The sequence below is a fragment of the Streptomyces sp. NPDC006294 genome, from assembly GCF_042870895.1.
Lineage (GTDB): Bacteria > Actinomycetota > Actinomycetes > Streptomycetales > Streptomycetaceae > Streptomyces.
On record NZ_JBIAHV010000003.1, the window covers coordinates 373,681 to 389,128 of the forward strand.

15 protein-coding genes are annotated in these 15,448 nt (G+C 72.4%); 6 read left to right on the forward strand and 9 right to left on the reverse strand.

What is annotated here, in order from left to right:
* Positions 1–50: 50 nt before the first annotated feature.
* The 7 genes from ACFYOP_RS07270 to ykgO all read right to left on the reverse strand — a co-directional run bounded on the left by ACFYOP_RS07270 (position 51) and on the right by ykgO (position 6,287).
* Entirely contained in the window at positions 51–467 is a 417-nt protein-coding gene (locus ACFYOP_RS07270) for a cupin domain-containing protein (RefSeq protein WP_356896316.1), read from the reverse strand.
* A gap of 477 nt (positions 468–944) precedes the next feature.
* On the reverse strand, positions 945–1,859 hold the full coding sequence (locus ACFYOP_RS07275) for a pyridoxamine 5'-phosphate oxidase family protein (RefSeq protein ID WP_356896318.1): 915 nt from the start codon (positions 1,857–1,859) through the stop codon (positions 945–947).
* 135 nt (positions 1,860–1,994) lie between these two features.
* Positions 1,995–2,441, reverse strand: a complete 447-nt coding sequence (locus ACFYOP_RS07280; protein ID WP_356896320.1) for a VOC family protein — start codon at positions 2,439–2,441, stop codon at positions 1,995–1,997.
* Between the two features lie 99 nt (positions 2,442–2,540).
* Positions 2,541–3,788, reverse strand: a complete 1,248-nt coding sequence (locus tag ACFYOP_RS07285) for an FAD/NAD(P)-binding oxidoreductase (protein WP_356896322.1) — start codon at positions 3,786–3,788, stop codon at positions 2,541–2,543.
* Positions 3,785–3,994 carry a ferredoxin gene (locus ACFYOP_RS07290; RefSeq protein ID WP_356896324.1) on the reverse strand — a complete coding sequence of 70 codons (210 nt, stop codon included), beginning with the start codon at positions 3,992–3,994 and terminating at the stop codon, positions 3,785–3,787. Before ACFYOP_RS07290 ends, ACFYOP_RS07285 begins: the two co-directional genes overlap by 4 nt.
* Positions 3,995–4,291: 297 nt before the next feature.
* The gene (locus ACFYOP_RS07295) at positions 4,292–5,791 is read right to left on the reverse strand and encodes a vanadium-dependent haloperoxidase (protein ID WP_356896326.1); all 1,500 of its coding nucleotides are present in this window, start codon (positions 5,789–5,791) and stop codon (positions 4,292–4,294) included.
* 373 nt (positions 5,792–6,164) lie between these two features.
* Positions 6,165–6,287 carry a type B 50S ribosomal protein L36 gene (gene ykgO / locus ACFYOP_RS07300; protein ID WP_356896328.1) on the reverse strand — a complete coding sequence of 41 codons (123 nt, stop codon included), beginning with the start codon at positions 6,285–6,287 and terminating at the stop codon, positions 6,165–6,167.
* 135 nt (positions 6,288–6,422) lie between these two features.
* On the opposite strand from ykgO, the gene ACFYOP_RS07305 reads away from it, so the two are divergent.
* The 4 genes from ACFYOP_RS07305 to ACFYOP_RS07320 all read left to right on the forward strand — a co-directional run bounded on the left by ACFYOP_RS07305 (position 6,423) and on the right by ACFYOP_RS07320 (position 9,661).
* Positions 6,423–7,055, forward strand: coding sequence for a carboxymuconolactone decarboxylase family protein (locus ACFYOP_RS07305; RefSeq protein WP_356896330.1), 633 nt, complete (start codon positions 6,423–6,425; stop codon positions 7,053–7,055).
* A gap of 127 nt (positions 7,056–7,182) precedes the next feature.
* Positions 7,183–7,815 (forward strand): pyridoxamine 5'-phosphate oxidase family protein, encoded by a 633-nt coding sequence (locus ACFYOP_RS07310; protein WP_356896332.1) that lies wholly within the window; start codon positions 7,183–7,185, stop codon positions 7,813–7,815.
* A 203-nt stretch (positions 7,816–8,018) separates the two neighbouring features.
* Positions 8,019–8,708, forward strand: a complete 690-nt coding sequence (locus ACFYOP_RS07315) for a CGNR zinc finger domain-containing protein (RefSeq protein ID WP_356896334.1) — start codon at positions 8,019–8,021, stop codon at positions 8,706–8,708.
* Positions 8,709–8,749: 41 nt separating this feature from the next.
* Entirely contained in the window at positions 8,750–9,661 is a 912-nt protein-coding gene (locus tag ACFYOP_RS07320; protein ID WP_356896336.1) for a LysR family transcriptional regulator, read from the forward strand.
* Positions 9,662–10,726: 1,065 nt separating this feature from the next.
* On the opposite strand, the gene ACFYOP_RS07325 is transcribed toward ACFYOP_RS07320, so the two are convergent.
* Entirely contained in the window at positions 10,727–11,239 is a 513-nt protein-coding gene (locus ACFYOP_RS07325) for an HPP family protein (RefSeq protein ID WP_356896338.1), read from the reverse strand.
* Between the two features lie 243 nt (positions 11,240–11,482).
* Between ACFYOP_RS07325 and ACFYOP_RS07330 the strand changes: the two genes are divergently transcribed.
* Entirely contained in the window at positions 11,483–13,186 is a 1,704-nt protein-coding gene (locus tag ACFYOP_RS07330; RefSeq protein ID WP_356896340.1) for a class I adenylate-forming enzyme family protein, read from the forward strand.
* Here ACFYOP_RS07330 and ACFYOP_RS07335 read toward each other — a convergent pair.
* On the reverse strand, positions 13,159–14,436 hold the full coding sequence (locus ACFYOP_RS07335) for a M6 family metalloprotease domain-containing protein (protein WP_356896342.1): 1,278 nt from the start codon (positions 14,434–14,436) through the stop codon (positions 13,159–13,161). The two genes, ACFYOP_RS07330 and ACFYOP_RS07335, sit on opposite strands and share 28 nt — an antisense overlap.
* Before the next feature lie 298 nt (positions 14,437–14,734).
* Here ACFYOP_RS07335 and ACFYOP_RS07340 point away from each other — a divergent pair, with 298 nt between their 5' ends.
* On the forward strand, positions 14,735–15,382 hold the full coding sequence (locus tag ACFYOP_RS07340; protein ID WP_356896519.1) for a helix-turn-helix domain-containing protein: 648 nt from the start codon (positions 14,735–14,737) through the stop codon (positions 15,380–15,382).
* Positions 15,383–15,448: the final 66 nt, after the last annotated feature.

The window sequence follows — 15,448 nt, forward strand, 5'->3', positions numbered from 1 at the left end:
TTCCTGGGGCGGGGCGGGGCGGACACCGGCGGGCCGGCGCGTGCGGTGGGTCAGGCGGACGCCGCCGCGCCCACCGGGCGGATCGGCTGCTTCGGCTCGCGGGCCGCTGCGGGCTTGGTCCGGATGGCGAGGACCGTGCAGCCGGTGGCGCTGGACATCTGGTGCTCCGTGCCGGGGCCCTCGACGACCAGGTCGCCCTTGACGTAGGAGGTGCCGTCGCTGTGGTCGAGCCGGCCGTCCAGGACGAGCATCAGCTCGTAGCCCAGGTGCTCGTGGAAGTCGCCGTGGGCGGTCGGCGGGAAGCGCAGCAGCAGGCCGACGGACTGCTCGCCGGCCGCCTCGTCGGGGGCCCACAGGACGTGGTGCTCGACGCCGACGCGGCCCGGCTCCGCCCAGGTCGACCACTCGATTCCGGTCAGCTCGAAACCGCTCCGGAAGACGTTCTTGATGTACTCGATTTCGGACATGGGGGTCCCCTTGTTCCATTCTCTGGTCAGTAATTGCGTGAGGTTCTGCGGGAAATGGATACGCCAGCTCGGTGTGACCATTAGCGGGACGAGTGAATTCGTGTGGCGTATAACGCTGGACGCGTCATCCGCCGCTTTTCGCATTCGGCTGTCTGCTCATCCCGCCGGAGAATTCAGTGGCCCTTTTTGCGGCCGCTCTCTCCGTCATGAACAAATCTAGGCGGGGGACCTGGACCCAGAACCTCGGTCTATCCGATGGGGGGCCAACGGTGCAGCCGATGGGACCTGACGAAGTCGGCCGCCGGCCCCTTGAGCAGGCATTCGGCGGCCGGCGGCCCTTCACGAGGGGCAGCGCAAAAGCCTCCGGGCCCGCACCGAAACGGTGCGGGCCCGGAGGCTTGCGGGGGAGGAGACGGTCAGTCGGCGGTGTGCTCCGACGCTCGTGGCGGAGCGGCGCGCCCCGGGGAGGGCGCGGGGTCAGGACCCCGTGGGCACCGGGGGGTTGAAGCGCGAGAAGACGGGGTCGGTCCAGCGCAGCGGCACCGCGCCCCGTACCTCGCGCACCTCGCTGACGTGGAAGTCGACCAGCCGCTGGGCTCCGGGGACCTGAGCCGCCGAGTCGGCGTCCCAGTCGGTGTGCGCGCTGCCCGTGACGTGCAGCAGCGTGCCCGTCCGCCAGTCCGGGAAGACCAGGCCGGCGGCCGGGTTGAGCGCGAGGTTGCCCAGTGTGAGGAACATGGCGTTGCCCACGTAGTCCGGCCAGCGCAGATGCGTGGGGGAGAGCACCTGCACGAAGCCGGTGCTGCCGCCGCGGTGCGAGGCGTCCGCGTCGCCCTCGGGGGAGGCGGTGGCGACGAAGAAGGTGTCGGCCCCGCCGACGGCGGACTGCTGATCGGGGGTGAGCGCGGTGCCGGTGGTGGTCGAGCGGGGGGCCTGCTCATCGGGAGGCAGCAGGGTGAAGTCCCGCTTCTGGATGTACTTGGGGCAGTTGGCGATCACCTGGTGGAGATCGACCTGGAGCCCGTTCCTGGTGGGGTGGGCGAGCCCGTTGATCCGCATCCGGCGGCGGTTCGCGGGCTCGATGGCGATCATTCCGACGCGGGCGGTGGCGGCGAGGACGCCGGCCAGCGGGTCGTCGGCAGCGGGCCGGGCGTCGACGGTCAGCGTGATCGGGTTGACGGCTCGCAGGAAGCCGGGTTCACCCGCCAGGACCGTGGCCCACATCCGGCCCGCCTCGTCCGCCGCCCCGAGCACGACCATCGGCTGCTGGAGCAGGAACTCCGCGGCGATGTCCGGGACGGTCGAGCCGATGCCGCCGAGCGCCATCTCGGCGTACTGCCGAAGGCCCGCGCGTTCCTGTACGGCTACTTCTCCGCTGTGATAAGTGGCCACGACATGCTCTCCGGGTTCGGTCGGGGTGGCGGACAGAGGGATACGGGTTCTCTTCGCGGCGGTTGCGCGGTCGACCGGTTGCGCGGTCGACCGGTTGCGCGGTCGACCGGCTGCGCGGTCGCGCGGTGCCGTGGTTTAGAAGAAGCCGCAGGTGGGGCCGTCCGCCGTGGGCGCCGCCTCGCCCTCGGCGCCGGACGGCGCGTAGATCTCCAGGCGGACGCCGTCGGGGTCCGCGAAGAAGATGCCGCCGGAGGCAGCGCCCTCACCGTGCGGGACGACTCCGTCGTAGGCGAACTCGGCGCCCACTCCGCGCAGCACCTGCTCGGCGGACTTCACGTCCTCGATCGACTCGACCTGGAAGGAGAGGTGGTGCAGTCCTGCGCGGGTGGCGTCGAAACCCTCCGTGGACTGCTGCCACAGCGTGACGAGGAGCTTCCCGTCACGACCGAGGAAGGCGAAGCGGCGGCCCTCCTCCTTGCCCTCGCCCATGACGTCGAAGCCGAAGACCTTGGTGTAGAAGGCGAGAGAGCGCTCGAGGTCGGTGACGTTGATGCCGACGTGTCCGGTCTGCAGGGTGGTCATGTCAGTCACATTCCTTCTGGTGAAGTCCGGGTCTCGGTGCCCGGAAGTGCGTGTGGTGCGGTTCTTCGTGGGGGTATCGGGGGAGCTCCGGGCCGGCGGTCAGGTGGTGGCGGGCTGCCGGCCGGCGGGTGGCGCGTCCGGAGCCGTAACGAGGGCCGCCGCCAGTTGTGCCTGGTAGGAGGCGGTCCGGGCCGCACGGTTGGCGGTCAGGGCGCCGACGAGTGCTCCGTCGCGGTAGTAGGCCAGGTCGAGGCGGCGGCGCTCGACGCTCTGCTCGCGCACCTCGACCGCGTCGGCGAGCTCCGGCAGGCCCACCGAGCGGAACTTGACGCCGTACTGGTCGGACCAGAAGGACGGCACGGGCCGGTACGCGGCCGGGTCGTCGGGGAAGAGCAGGGTGGCCGCCGCCGCCTCGGCCTGCTCGACGGCGTTGCTCCAGTGCCCGAGCGCGAGTCCGCGCCCCGGCATCCAGGGATGGGGCCAGCGCGCCACGTCCCCGGCCGCGACGACGCCGGGCAGGTGGCTGCCGTCCGTGCGCAGCACCCGGCAGTACGCGTCGACGAGTACGCCGTCGTCAAGGGCGATGTCCGAGCCGATGAGCCACTCGGTGGCGGGCACCGCGCCCAGGGCGACGACCACGGCGTCGGCCGCCACGGACGTCCCGTCGGACAGCTCGGCCCCGGTCACCCGGTCGTCGCCCTTCAGGGTCTCCACCAGGGTGCCGCAGCGCAGGTCCACGCCCGCGTCCCGGTGCAGGCGCTCCACGAAGGCCGCGGCCTCGTCGCCGAAGCGCCCGATCCACGGGCGGGCGTCCCTGTCGACCAGGGTGACCGGCACATCGGCGGCCCTCGCCGCGGCGGCGACCTCCGTGCCCACGAAGCCCGCGCCCGCGACGAGGAGCGGCCCGCCGCGGGCCAGCGCCGTGCCGAGCGCACGCGCGTCGTCGAGTCCCCGCAGCGTGTGGACGCCGTGGCGCGGCGCGCCGGCGCCCCAGGGGCGGGCGCGGGAGCCGGTGGCGATCACCAGCCCCTCGTACGGCAGCTCCGTACCGTCGACGAGGACGACGACGCGGCGCTCCGAGTCGAGCCGTGCGGCGGCCCGGCCCAGTGCCCAGTCCGCGTCCAGTCCTTCGAGCGGGAGCCGGACGCGTTCGGCGTCGGCCCGGCCCGTCAGGAACTCCTTGGACAGCGGCGGCCGGTCGTAGGGCAGGTGCGGTTCGTCCCCGACGAGGGTCAGCCGGCCGCCGTATCCCCGCTCGCGCAGGGCGCGGGCGGCGCGTACTCCGGCGAGTGAGGCGCCGACGACGACGATGCCCGGGCCGGTGGCGGCCGCGTGCCGGCCGGTCATGCGCCGGCCTCCTGCGGGCCGCCGGTGAAGGTGATGGCGCGGACCGGGCAGACGGCGGCGGCCTTGGCGACCTTCTCGTGCAGGTCGTCGCCGGCTTCCTCCTGGTGGACGAGGTAGTCGTCGTCGTCGAAGGAGAACACTTCGGGGGCGGCGAAGACACACTGTCCGTGGTTGTCACACAGGTCCCTGTCGACGTGGATCTTCATGACGCTCCTTCTCCTCCTTCTTCGCGCTCTGTGGCGCCTAACTCTCTATCTCAACTTTAACGGTTAGAGCGTTATTCCGCCCGTCCAGAAAAAACTTCGCTGTGCGCGGCGCCACCACGACGATGCGGGAGGGTGGCAGGCCCCGCCACCTCGGCCCCGACACTCCGTCAAGTGCGGGCGGTCCGGGCCGGGAGGCGGCCGGCCGGGGGGCATGGCGCAGGGCCCGCCACCGTGTGGGTGGCGGGCCCGTGAGCCGTCGCCGGTCAGGAGGCGTCCCGGCCGCGGCGTGAGCGCGGGTCAGGAAGTGGCAGGCGCCTGACCGTTGAAGTAGCCCTGGGCCACGCTGTGGGCGTTGCGGGCCAGGTCGATGCCGAGCACCTGGGCCTGCTCCTTGTCGTACCTCCAGTGGACACCGCCGTACAGGCGGGACATGCCGTCCTCCTCGGCCGCCTGGCTGAAGGTGTTCCACCGCAGGGTCACGTTCTGGGCCGGGGTGGTGCCGGGCTCGATGGTGGAGGCGCCGGCCTGCATGGTGTAGGAGTCACCGAAGGCGTCGCTGCCGGTCCACAGCTTCAGGTACTCGGCCGCGGTCGCGCCCCAGGTGGAGTGGCCGGAGACGTAGGCCGGGAAGGCCGGGGTGGAGATGTACGGCTTCCAGTCGCCGCCGTCGATGGTCTGGGTGCCCTGGCCGGGGCCGGCATAGCCCTGCATCTGCGTGCCCGCGTGGTCGTAGCGGATGGTGGAGATCGGGCGGGCGATGTCGTAGTGCTTCTTGGAGTTGCGGATCGCGATGCCGGCGTCGCCCATGCCCAGGTTGAGGCCGAAGAACATCTTCACGTCCTCGTCCAGCGTGTGCTGGTCACGCCGGGAGACGAACTGCGCCCACTCGTTCTGGTGCCCCGTCGGGGAGATCGCGGCCTCGATCCAGTGCTCGGCGATGACCTTCTGCTTGTCGGTCAGGTTGGCGTTGAGGTTGATGAGCTCGGCCTCGGCCGCCTGCTGCTCCGCCGAGTTGTACGCCGGCGGCGCCGGCGGCAGGAAATCGTCGACGCTCCGCATCGCGAAGGGCTTCACGGTGGGGAACTGCGAGCCGATGAACTTCTGCGTGACGCCGTTCTTGCGGATGGGCGCCCACTTGTACGGGTCCACGACCGTGGTCTTGTCGAAGTTGTCGTAGTCCATGTACCCGTTGGTGTACTCGTACGAGTCCGGGTTCGGGTCGGAGTACGGGGGGTTGCCGAGCTGGTTGGCGCCGTCGGTGTGGCGGTAGTCCAAGACGGCGTCGCAGGCCTTGTGGGCGACGCCGGCCGGGGTGGTCGTGTTGACCTCGTTGTTGGCCGGGTCGCCGCCCATGGCGCTCAGCTTGGCGTCGAAGCTGTTCTTCTGCGCGGGGAAGAGGTCGACGAGCGCCCGGTGCGCGGCGTAGTTGACGGCCTTCGTCCTGTTCGCGGCGGTGCGCTTGTACGCGGGCTGGCGCAGGGTGCCGCCGAGCCGGGTGCCGACCGCCGTGGCGTCGTACGCGGCCCAGGCGTCGTAGACACAGGTGCTCACGATGGCGAAGTAGCGGGCGCCCACGGGCGGCGCCGTGGCCCCGCCGGACGCCTTGATCACGGCGTCGACCGTGTACACGTTCCAGGCGTACGCGACATTCGCGTTCGTGCCTCCGGGGGCGGGTATCGCCTCGGTCGTGGACGCACCGGCGGCGGGCGACGCGACGGCGAGGGAGCCGGCCGCCATCAGCAGGGCGACAGCGCCGGATATGCGGCTCCGGCCGGCACGGGCAATTCTGGAACTCATGTAACTCGTCCTCTCCAAGACACGCGGAATCACGGAACACGTGGAACACGAAAGGTGTGGAGCACGGAACGTGCGGAAAAGCAGCGCTGGTTCAAGGAGGCGCCGGCCGAGGCGTCTCGGCGTGGGGGGCGGCTCGCGAACTGTCCGCACACAAGGCCCCCGTGGTTTCGGGGGCGGCGGTGCCGCGTCCTGGAGAAGACGTTAGTGAAAAATAGGGCCGGTGGACCACGGCATCCCGCATGGCTGAAATCGGACTCTCCGGAGATCAGTTCACCGGCTGCGCCGATGGTCTCAGCGGACTTTCCGATACCGGGCCGGACCCCCGTTCCGCGGGGGTCCGGCCCGGTACCGTCGCCTCGCGGCGGGGAGGGGCTCAGCCCTGGCGTGCCTTGCCGCGCGGGTCCTTGCGGTTGATGACGTACACCTTGCCGCGGCGGCGCACGATCTGCGCTCCCGGCTTCTTCTTCAGTGAGCGCAGCGAGTTGCGGACCTTCACTCGGGATTCCTCTCTCCGGGGCGGGAATAGCTTCCGCCGATCTATTGGTTGCAAGCGTCTGCAACCGTGAGAACTTCCCGTACTGTCCAGACCGGTCCACTCGTCCGGTCCACCCCACCGCACCGGGAGACCACCGTGTTCCGCGCCCTGTTCCGCAAGAGCGACACCGAGCAGACCCAGGCCCCGACCGCCAACGAGCACCACACGCGCCCGGAAGGTACCGACATGTCCCGTCTGCCCCTGATCCAGCCCGAGTCCGCCACCGGTGCCGCCGCCGAACTGCTGGCCGGCGTGCAGAAGGCCCTCGGCGTCACCCCCAACATGACCAAGGCGATGGCCAACAGCCCCGCCGTGCTGAAGGGGTACCTCGGCTTCTCGGGCGCCCTGGGCGAGGGTTCGCTGTCGGCCCCGGAGCGCGAGCGCATCGCGCTGCTCGTCGCCCAGGACAACGGCTGCGACTACTGCCTCTCCGCCCACAGCTACCTGGCCACCAATGTCGCCAAGCTGGACGACTCGGAGACCGCCGCCGCCCGCCGCGGCAAGTCCGCCGACGCCAAGGCGCAGGCGGTCCTCACCCTGGCCGACGCGGTGCTGCGCACGAAGGGCGGCATCAACGACGCCGACGCGCACAACGCCCGTGCCGCCGGACTGACCGACGGCGAGATCGCCGAGGTCATCGCCAACGTCGCGCTGAACGTCTTCACGAACTTCCTCAACAAGGGCGCCGGGACCGAGATCGACTGGCCGGTCGTCCGCCACGACAATTGATCCCGCGCCCCCGCCCGCGAAGGGCTCGAAGGCCCGAAGCCACCACCCTCACGCGGCCCGTGTGCGCCTCCCCCCGCGCACGGGCCGCGTGCCGCCACCCAGAGAGCTGGACAACAGGAGCCGGACCATGACCGACCGCTACGCCCAGATCGCCTTCTCGCCCAAGGTCCAGGGCCATCAGCGCCTGCACGGCAGCTATCGCGCGTACGGGCCCAGGACCGCCGGCCCCACCGCCGAGCGCGAGCCCCTCGGCCCCGACGAGCGGTACTTCATCAGCCTCCGCGACAGCTTCTACCTGGCCAGCGTCGGTGAGAGCGGCTGGCCCTACATCCAGCACCGGGGCGGGCCGCCCGGCTTCCTGCGCGCCCTCGACGAACACACCCTCGGGTTCCCCGACTTCCGCGGCAACCGGCAGTACATCAGCCGCGGCAACATCGACCACGACGACCGGGTCGCGCTCTTCCTCATGGACTACGCGCACAAGACCCGGCTGAAGATGTACGGACGGGCCACCGCCGTGGAGGCCGCCGCCGACCCCGAGCTGATGGCCCGGCTCACCCCGGACGGCTACAAGGCGCATCCCGAACGCGCCCTGCTCATCCACGTGGAGGCGTTCGACTGGAACTGCCCCCAGCACATCCCGCCGCTGTACACAGAGGCCCAGGTCCGCCACACCGTGGAGGAACTGCTCGAGAAGGTCACCCGCCTGGAGCGCGAGAACGCCGAGCTGCGCTCTCTCCAGGGCCCGGCCAAGGCCTGAGAGCCTTCGGGCTCCGACACCGTTTCGGCAGGCGGGGACGACCGCCGGCCGGGGGTCTTCCTGACGGAAGGCCCCCGGCCGGCGGTCGTCCTCACCATGCTGTTCACCCTCGTCGCGGCCCTCCGCGCCACGGCGCGACGCCGAGCGCCCGGCGAGACGGTCGGGCCGGTCCCTGAAGGCCGGAGGCCAGTAGCATCGACCCGGTGAACGTCTCGGAACTCGCGTCGGGCGGCGCCCCGCTTCTCGGCGAGCCGCCCGCGATCGAGCTGGCCAACACGGCGTACGCGGTGCGCGGCCGGCCGCAGGAAGGGCTGGCGGGGCGCGAGGAGCTCGCCGCCTGGCTGCGCGACGTCCGCCCCCGGCTCGCGATCCGGCTCACCGACCAGGACCTGCTCGGCGCCGACGAGAACGACCTCCGCACCGCCCGCGCGCTCCGGGACGCAGTCCGGGAGCTGGCCACCGCCGCCGTGCACCGCACACCCCCGCCACGCGAAGCCGTCGACACCGTCAACGAGACCGCCAGGGCCGCACCGCACTGGCGCGCGCTCGCCTGGGGCGGCGACGACCCGGCAGCCGAAGCGCCGAGCGCCACGGCCCACAGCGCCGGCCGGCCCGTCGCCGCGGCCCTCGCCGAGCTCGCCGAGTCGGTGATCTCCCTGTTCACCGGGCCCGAACTCGCAGCGCTGCGCGCCTGCCAAGGGCCCCGCTGCGTCCTCTTCTACGTCAAGACCCACCCGCGCCGCACCTGGTGCTCTCCCGCCTGCGGCAACCGCGCCCGCGCCGCACGCCACCAGCTGCGGGACCGTCCGCGGGCGGTGTCCGAAAACAGTGGTACGGGAGATACCGGTAGGACAGCTGACGAAGTAGCCGAGAGCGCACGGCGTTCCCGATGAGTACCGGCCATGATTTCCCCAGATGAACGGGGAGGGACTTGATGGACATCGCCTTGTATCAGCTCCGCACCTTCTGGGAAGTCGCCCGTACCGAAAGCATCACGCAGGCAGGACGCCGCCTCGGCTACTCGCAGTCCACGGTGACGTCCCATATAAGGACCCTTGAGTCACAGACCGGGGCCTCGCTCTTCCAGCGCCTGCCGCACGGCGTCCGGCTCACCGCTGACGGTGAGACCTTCCACTCCTATGTCGCGCGCCTGTTCAGCCTTGTCGACGAACTGTCCGACGCGCTCACCGCACGTGGCGAAACCACCGGACGGGTGTCGGTCGGTGTCGCGTCCGTACTCGTCGACAAGGAGATCACCCGGCTGATCTGGGAGTGCCAGTACCGCTATCCCAAGGTCGAGGTCTCGCCCATGACCATGCACTCCTCACGCATCCCCGAGGAGATCGCGGCGGGCAAGCTCGATCTGGGACTCGTACTGGCCCACCCCGAGCACCCCGTCGAGACCACGGCCCCGCTGCACCATGCGGACCTGCACGCGGTGGAGATGGTGCCGGTGGCGAGCCCTTCCGTGCAGCCGATGCTCGGCGTGCGCGGCGCCCCGGGCAACATTCGCATCCTGACGATGGATTCGGGCTGTCCGTCGCATCAGCAGCTGCGCGACGAACTGACGCAGGCGTACGGCATCAGCCCGGAGTTCACCTCCGCCGGCTCGATACGGGGTGTACTCGAGCTCATGTGCAACGGCGCCTTCGTGGCGATGCTGCCCGAGGCGGCGGTGGCGCGGGAGGTGGAGCGCGGCGATGTCATCGTCCTCGACGAGGTGCCCCGCCAGCACCGGGTCGCGCGCATCATCTGGGGCGAGCAGTCCTGGCTGCCGCCGGCGGTCTCCGCGGTGCTCGGCATCGCCCAGCGCTGGGCCAACGCGCCGGTGACGATGGCCGTGTAGACCGTACGAAGACAGCACACGCCGATGCCGCCCCCCGGTGAGGAGGGCGGCATCGGGCGTTTCGGCCATGGGCCCGCCGGGTGCCGGCCGGCCGGTTCCCTGCGCCAGAGGACCGCGATCGTCCCCAGCGACAGGAACACCGGCGCGTACGCCGCCAGCACCGTGCGCGGTACCGCCGCGGTGTCCGCCGGGCGGCCCGCCTCCGCCCGTGCCGCACGTCCCTTGTGCACGACGCGTGGCTCCTCCGCACCGGGCCGTCCCGCGCCGGCCCCCGGACCGCCGGGTCCCCTCGCGTCAGCGCCGCGCCGGAGGCCGGCGCGGCGCTGACGTTCTGCACGGCCCGAGCCGCGCCTCGGGGGAGCCCAGAGCCTGCGCGGTGGCGCCTTGCCCGGCGGCGAACATCGCGTTGGCGCCGGCGTCGGAGCCCGTCAGGAAACGCCCACGGCGCCGATCCACGGGGCCGATCCACGGCGCCGATCCACGGGGCCAGGAACAGATGGCCGGGACCGCGGTCCGCCGCGGCCGACCGGCTCCCGGGGCGCGCGGGCGGTCCGGCCGGGAGAGCAGCAGGAGTACGGCGATGGTCGCCGGGCCGCCGAGGACGCCGGCCAGGGGGACGCCGACGCATGCGTTGACCCGCCCACACGACGGTCCACAGCGTGCCGACGGCGAACAGACCGACGGCCGCCGCCCTGGCCGGGGGAAGACCAGGGCGGCGGAGCAGGGGGACGGCCACGACGACGCCGAAGCCGGTGAGCGACTCGGCGAGGGGGCACGAGCAGCACGGCACGCCCGGCGCCCCGCACGCCCGGCCGATCCGGTCGCCGAGCCGCTGCTGCGCTCCGGTGGGGCTCATCGGTTCGCCGAGCAGGATGCCGCCGAGCATGATCGCGGCCGGCTCCACGGCGGTGGGGAGTATGTGCGGCCCGGCGTCCGCGAGTTCACCGGCCGCGTCGGAACGCCACCACGGTGAGCACCGCCGCCGTGCCGCACGCGGCGAGCGCGACGGTCACGCCCCGGCCCGCTCGCCACCCGCCGGGCGCGGGGACATGGCGGGGCCGGACGTCACCACCAGTAGGTGGGGTAGCGGGGCAGCCGGCCGGTGCGTCCCGCGAGGACGCCGACCAGCACCAGCACCACGGCGGCGAGCGCGAGCAGCGGCAGGAACGTCTGCGCGGACGGCTCGGTCAAAACGACGATCACCGCGGTCGCGGCGGCCGGGGAGTGCGGAGTGCGCGCGGCCATCATCACGCCGAGCGCGAGCCCGCCCGCGACGCCGGCGCCCCACACCGAGCTGCCCGACACCAGCAGTACGGCGAACCCGGTCAGCGCGGAGAGCAGTTGCCCGCCGATGACGCTGCGCGGCTGGGCCAGGGGCAGCGCGGGCGCCCCGTAGACGAGTGCGGCACTGGCCGCGAGCGGCGGGACGAGGAGCACCTGGTCGATGGTCTCGCCGATCGCGACGAGGAGGACGAGGGCGACGACCGACGCGGCGGTGGCGAGGGCGATGGTGAGCGTGGCCGCCCTGGCAGGGGCCTTGCTCCTGCCCGGGGGCTTGACTTCAGTTGTGGCTGCCATGTAGGTGACGCTAGGAGTCGGGTCGGCCGCGGCCCCAGCCCCGGCGCCGGTCTTCGTCAGGTCGTGCGGGACTCTTCATCTGCCGGTAACTTCCCGCCTCCGCCACCCCACGCGCCGAACTCCGCGAGCCGCTCGGGCCGTCGGCCGGGGCGTGGTGGTTTCCGCAGGTCGGCGGGGCCTTGACGGGGTTCCGGGGGCGACATAGCGTCGCGGCGGATCGAGCAAGCGCCTGGAGGGCCGACCGTGCCGCACGCCGCGTATACCGAAGCCGCCCTCACCGCGCCGGGCGCCCCCTTCGCCGTCGTACGCGGCGAGGACGGGACGCTGCAGTACGCGAACGGGCCGCGCACGCTGCGCGAGTTCGTCGAGACGACCTGGGCGTACGGGGAGCGGCCGTTCCTCGTGGCGGAGAGCGGGACGTACACGTACGGCGAGTTCTTCGCCGCCGCTTCCGCGCTCGCCTGCCGGTTCACCGACACGTACGGGCTGCGGCCGGAGGACCGGGCGGCCGTCGCGATGCGCAACCATCCGGAGTGGCAGATCGCCTTCTGGGCGGCGCAGCTGGCCGGGCTCGTGGCGGTGCCGCTCAACGCCTGGTGGACCGAGGACGAGCTGACGTACGCGCTGGACGACTGCACGCCGCGCGTCCTGCTCGTCGACGGCGAGCGGCTGCCACGGGTGGCGCGGTGGGCGGCGGCGCACGGCGCGCGCACCGTCGTCTTCCACCACGAGGAGCACGGCGGGGACGTGCCCGACGGCGTCGAGCGGTACGAGGACTTCGGCGCCGCGGACCCGCTCGCCGCGCCGCCCGCCGTCGACGTCGCGGCGGAGGCGGACGCCACGATCATCTACACGTCGGGCACCACCGGCCGGCCCAAGGGCGCCGTCGCCACACAGCTCGCCCAGGCCGGCGCGGCCCAGCATCCCCGCTACCACGCGGCCGCGGCGGCGCTGGCGCGTGGCGTGCTGCCCGGTCAGGGCCCCGCGCCGATCGCGCTGATGACCTTTCCGTTCTTCCATGTGGCGGCGTTCACCACGCTGTACTCGACGATGGCGGTCGGCGGCACGCTCGTCCTGATGCGCAAGTGGGACGCCGAGGCGGCGCTCGCGCTCATCGAGCGGCACCGGGTCACGCACTACTCGGGTGTGCCGACGACCGCGCTCCAGCTCGTGGAGGCGGCCGGGCGGACCGGGGCGGGCCTGGAGACGCTGACCAACCTGAGCACCGGCGGGGCCGCCGCCCCGCCCGGTCTCGTCGCCCGGCTCACGGCCGCCTACGGGCACCGGATCGAGCCGCGCAACGGCTACGGTCTGACCGAGACCAGCGGCGGTGTCATGGCGAACTTCGGGGACGCCTGCCGCGAGCACCCGGCCGGTGTCGGCCGTCCCGCGCCCGCCGTCGAGGTGCGGATCGCCGGGCCGGAGGGCGAGGCGCTGCCCGAAGGGGCGGTCGGGGAGCTGTGGCTGCGCGGCCAGGGTCTGATGCGCGGCTACTGGCGCGACGAGGCGGCCACGGCGGCGGCCTTCCGGGACGGCTGGCTCAGGACCGGGGACCTCGCGACGCTGCGCGACGGCCGGGTGAGCATCGTCGACCGGATCAAGGACATGGTGATCCGCGGCGGGGAGAACGTGTACTGCGTCGAGGTCGAGGCCGTGCTGCACGACCACCCCGACGTCACCGACGCGGCGGTGCTGGGCGTGCCGCATCCGGTGCTCGGCGAGGAGGTCGCGGCGGTCGTGCAGCTGCGGCCCGGCGCCACGGTCACCGCGGACGGGCTGCGGGAGCACGTCGGCGGGGTGCTGGCCGCCTTCAAGGTGCCCGCCCATGTGGTGGTGCGGGACGAGCCGGTGCCGCGCAATCCGACGGGCAAGATCCTCAAGCGGGTCCTGCGGGAATCGCTCGCCCCGCTCGGCGCTCCTCAGGAGCGGGTGACCCGTATCCGGTAGCCGCCGTCCTCGTCCTCGTCGACCACGGAGATGCGGACGCCGGTCTCGCGGTCGGTGAAGGACTGGCCCGGCCGGTAGGGGGCGTCGGACAGTTCCGCGTGGACATTGGGCTGCCGGGTGCAGCCGCCGCTGTCGTCGTCGCTGTCGGAGACGGTCACCGGGCCCTGTCCGGTGTCGACGTCGGACTTCACCCGGTAGATGAGGACGCCTGGCTCGCACACGTGGTCGTCGTTGCCGGCCCGGGTGCGCACCTCGGCCGCCCAGCCGGTGTTCTCGGTCAGCGGCACGACCGCGAGCTTGGAGCCGCCGCGGGTGGCGAGCGGGGTGAGCGCGTACTCGCTCGTGCCGGGGGCCGCGACGCAGTTGACCTGGCTGTTGTCCAGCCAGCCGAGCTTCCACTTGTGCCAGCCGAGCAGGTCGTTGTTGGCCCCCCAGTCCTCGGACATGATGTCCCAGTGGCCGACCGCGCCGCCGCCGTCCGCGGTGTAGAGGTCGGGCAGGCCGAAGACATGGCCGTTCTCGTGCGGCAGGACGCGGTAGCCGGTCTCCGCGTACGAACCGGAGCCGTCGTCCTGGCGGCTGTAGACGAACGATGTGTTGGCGAGCGGCACACCGTCGGCGACCGGCGCCTGCTCGTTGCCGGAGAACGTCACCGACAGCACGGTGTCCAGCGCGGACGGGCCCGCGTTGGGGGTGACGAGGACGTTGACGAGGTCGTACGCGTCGAAGTCCACCTTCGGGTCGGCGACCGCGACCAGGTCCTCGACCAGGTGGCGGTACCCCGGTTCGTACGGTGAGCCGCGCTCTATCCCGTAGGCGGCGAACGGCTTCGGCATCCGCAGCCAGTCGTTCACGGGGGCGTCCGGCCGGTAGCTGAGGCGGCCGTACGAGCTGGTCGCGAACCACTTCTCGGTCTGCGGGAAGAACTCCGCGAGCCGGTCGAGGGCGGAGCCGCTGCCTTCGGCGTCCGGGAAGTCGATCATCAGGTTGAGGGCGCGGACCACGCCGGTGGAACGGACGTAGCCGCCCGGGGTGGGCAGGCCCTCGGACATCTGGACGCCGACGGCGGTCGGGATCCGGCAGGGCCCGAGGCTCGCCGAGTCGGGGGCGGCGCTCGGCCCGGCGGAGAGCCGGTCGGGGACGGGGACCGTCGAGCTGGCCGTGGTCAGGGCGGCGAGGGCGAGGGCGCCGGAGGCGGCGAGTACGCCGAGCCTGCCCCGTCCGCGTATCCGGTGACGAGCCTGCTCCATGCGATCGCCTTCCGGTCCCCGGCAGCAGGCCGGACCCTGGCTGCGCTCTGTTCGATCAGCCTGTGGCGGGTGCCGGGAGGACGCGCGCCGGGTGGTCCGATCGTGGGGTTTTCCCGGCGGGACGCATATGTGCTCCAGGTCACAGCGGGTGTCGGAAATAACCGGGGAGCGTTTCCCCGTTTGAACCGGTGTCCCGCGAAGCGGGGAGGCTGTCCCCGCTTGGGACCGAGTATCGAAAGGGTGTGGAGCCGTGAGCACCGCCGAGTACGGAGGCGTGAGCACCGCCGGGTGTGAAGCCGTGCGCACCGCCGCCGTCGAGACCCGCCGCACACCGCGCCCCCGGGCCGACGCCCTGCGCAACCGCGAGCGGATCGTGTCGGCCGCGCGCGAGATGTTCGTCGAATGCGGGCCGGACGTCCCGCTCGACGAGATCGCCCGCCGCGCCGGCGTCGGCAACGCCACGCTCTACCGGCACTTCCCGGACCGTGCCGCTCTCGTCCGCGAGGTCGTCCTCAGCGTCATGTCCCGCACCACGGAGCAGGCGGACCGGGCGGCGGCCGAGGAGGCCGACCCCTTCGCCGCGCTGCGCCGCTTCGTCCACCAGGCCGCCGACGAACGGATCGGCGCCCTGTGCCCGATGCTCTCCGGAGCCTTCGACCACGACCACTCCGACCTCCACGCCGGACGCGAACGTCTCGAGGACGCCGTCCGCGGCCTTGTCGAGGCGGCGCAGTCGGCGGGCAGGATGCGCACCGATGTCGCCGTGGGCGATCTGATGGTCGCGCTCTCCCAGCTCACCCGGCCGCTGCCGGGTACCGCCTGTCCGAACATGGACCGGTTCGTCCATCGCCATCTGCAGCTGTTCCTGGACGGGCTCGAGGCGCCGGCGCGCTCCGAACTGCCGGGTGCCGCCGCGACCCTGGAGGACCTACGGACCACTCAGTGACGCCGTGACGGAGCCGGCGCTCTCCCCGGGTCCTCTCTTCACAGCAGCCCTCGAGCCCTTGGCGCG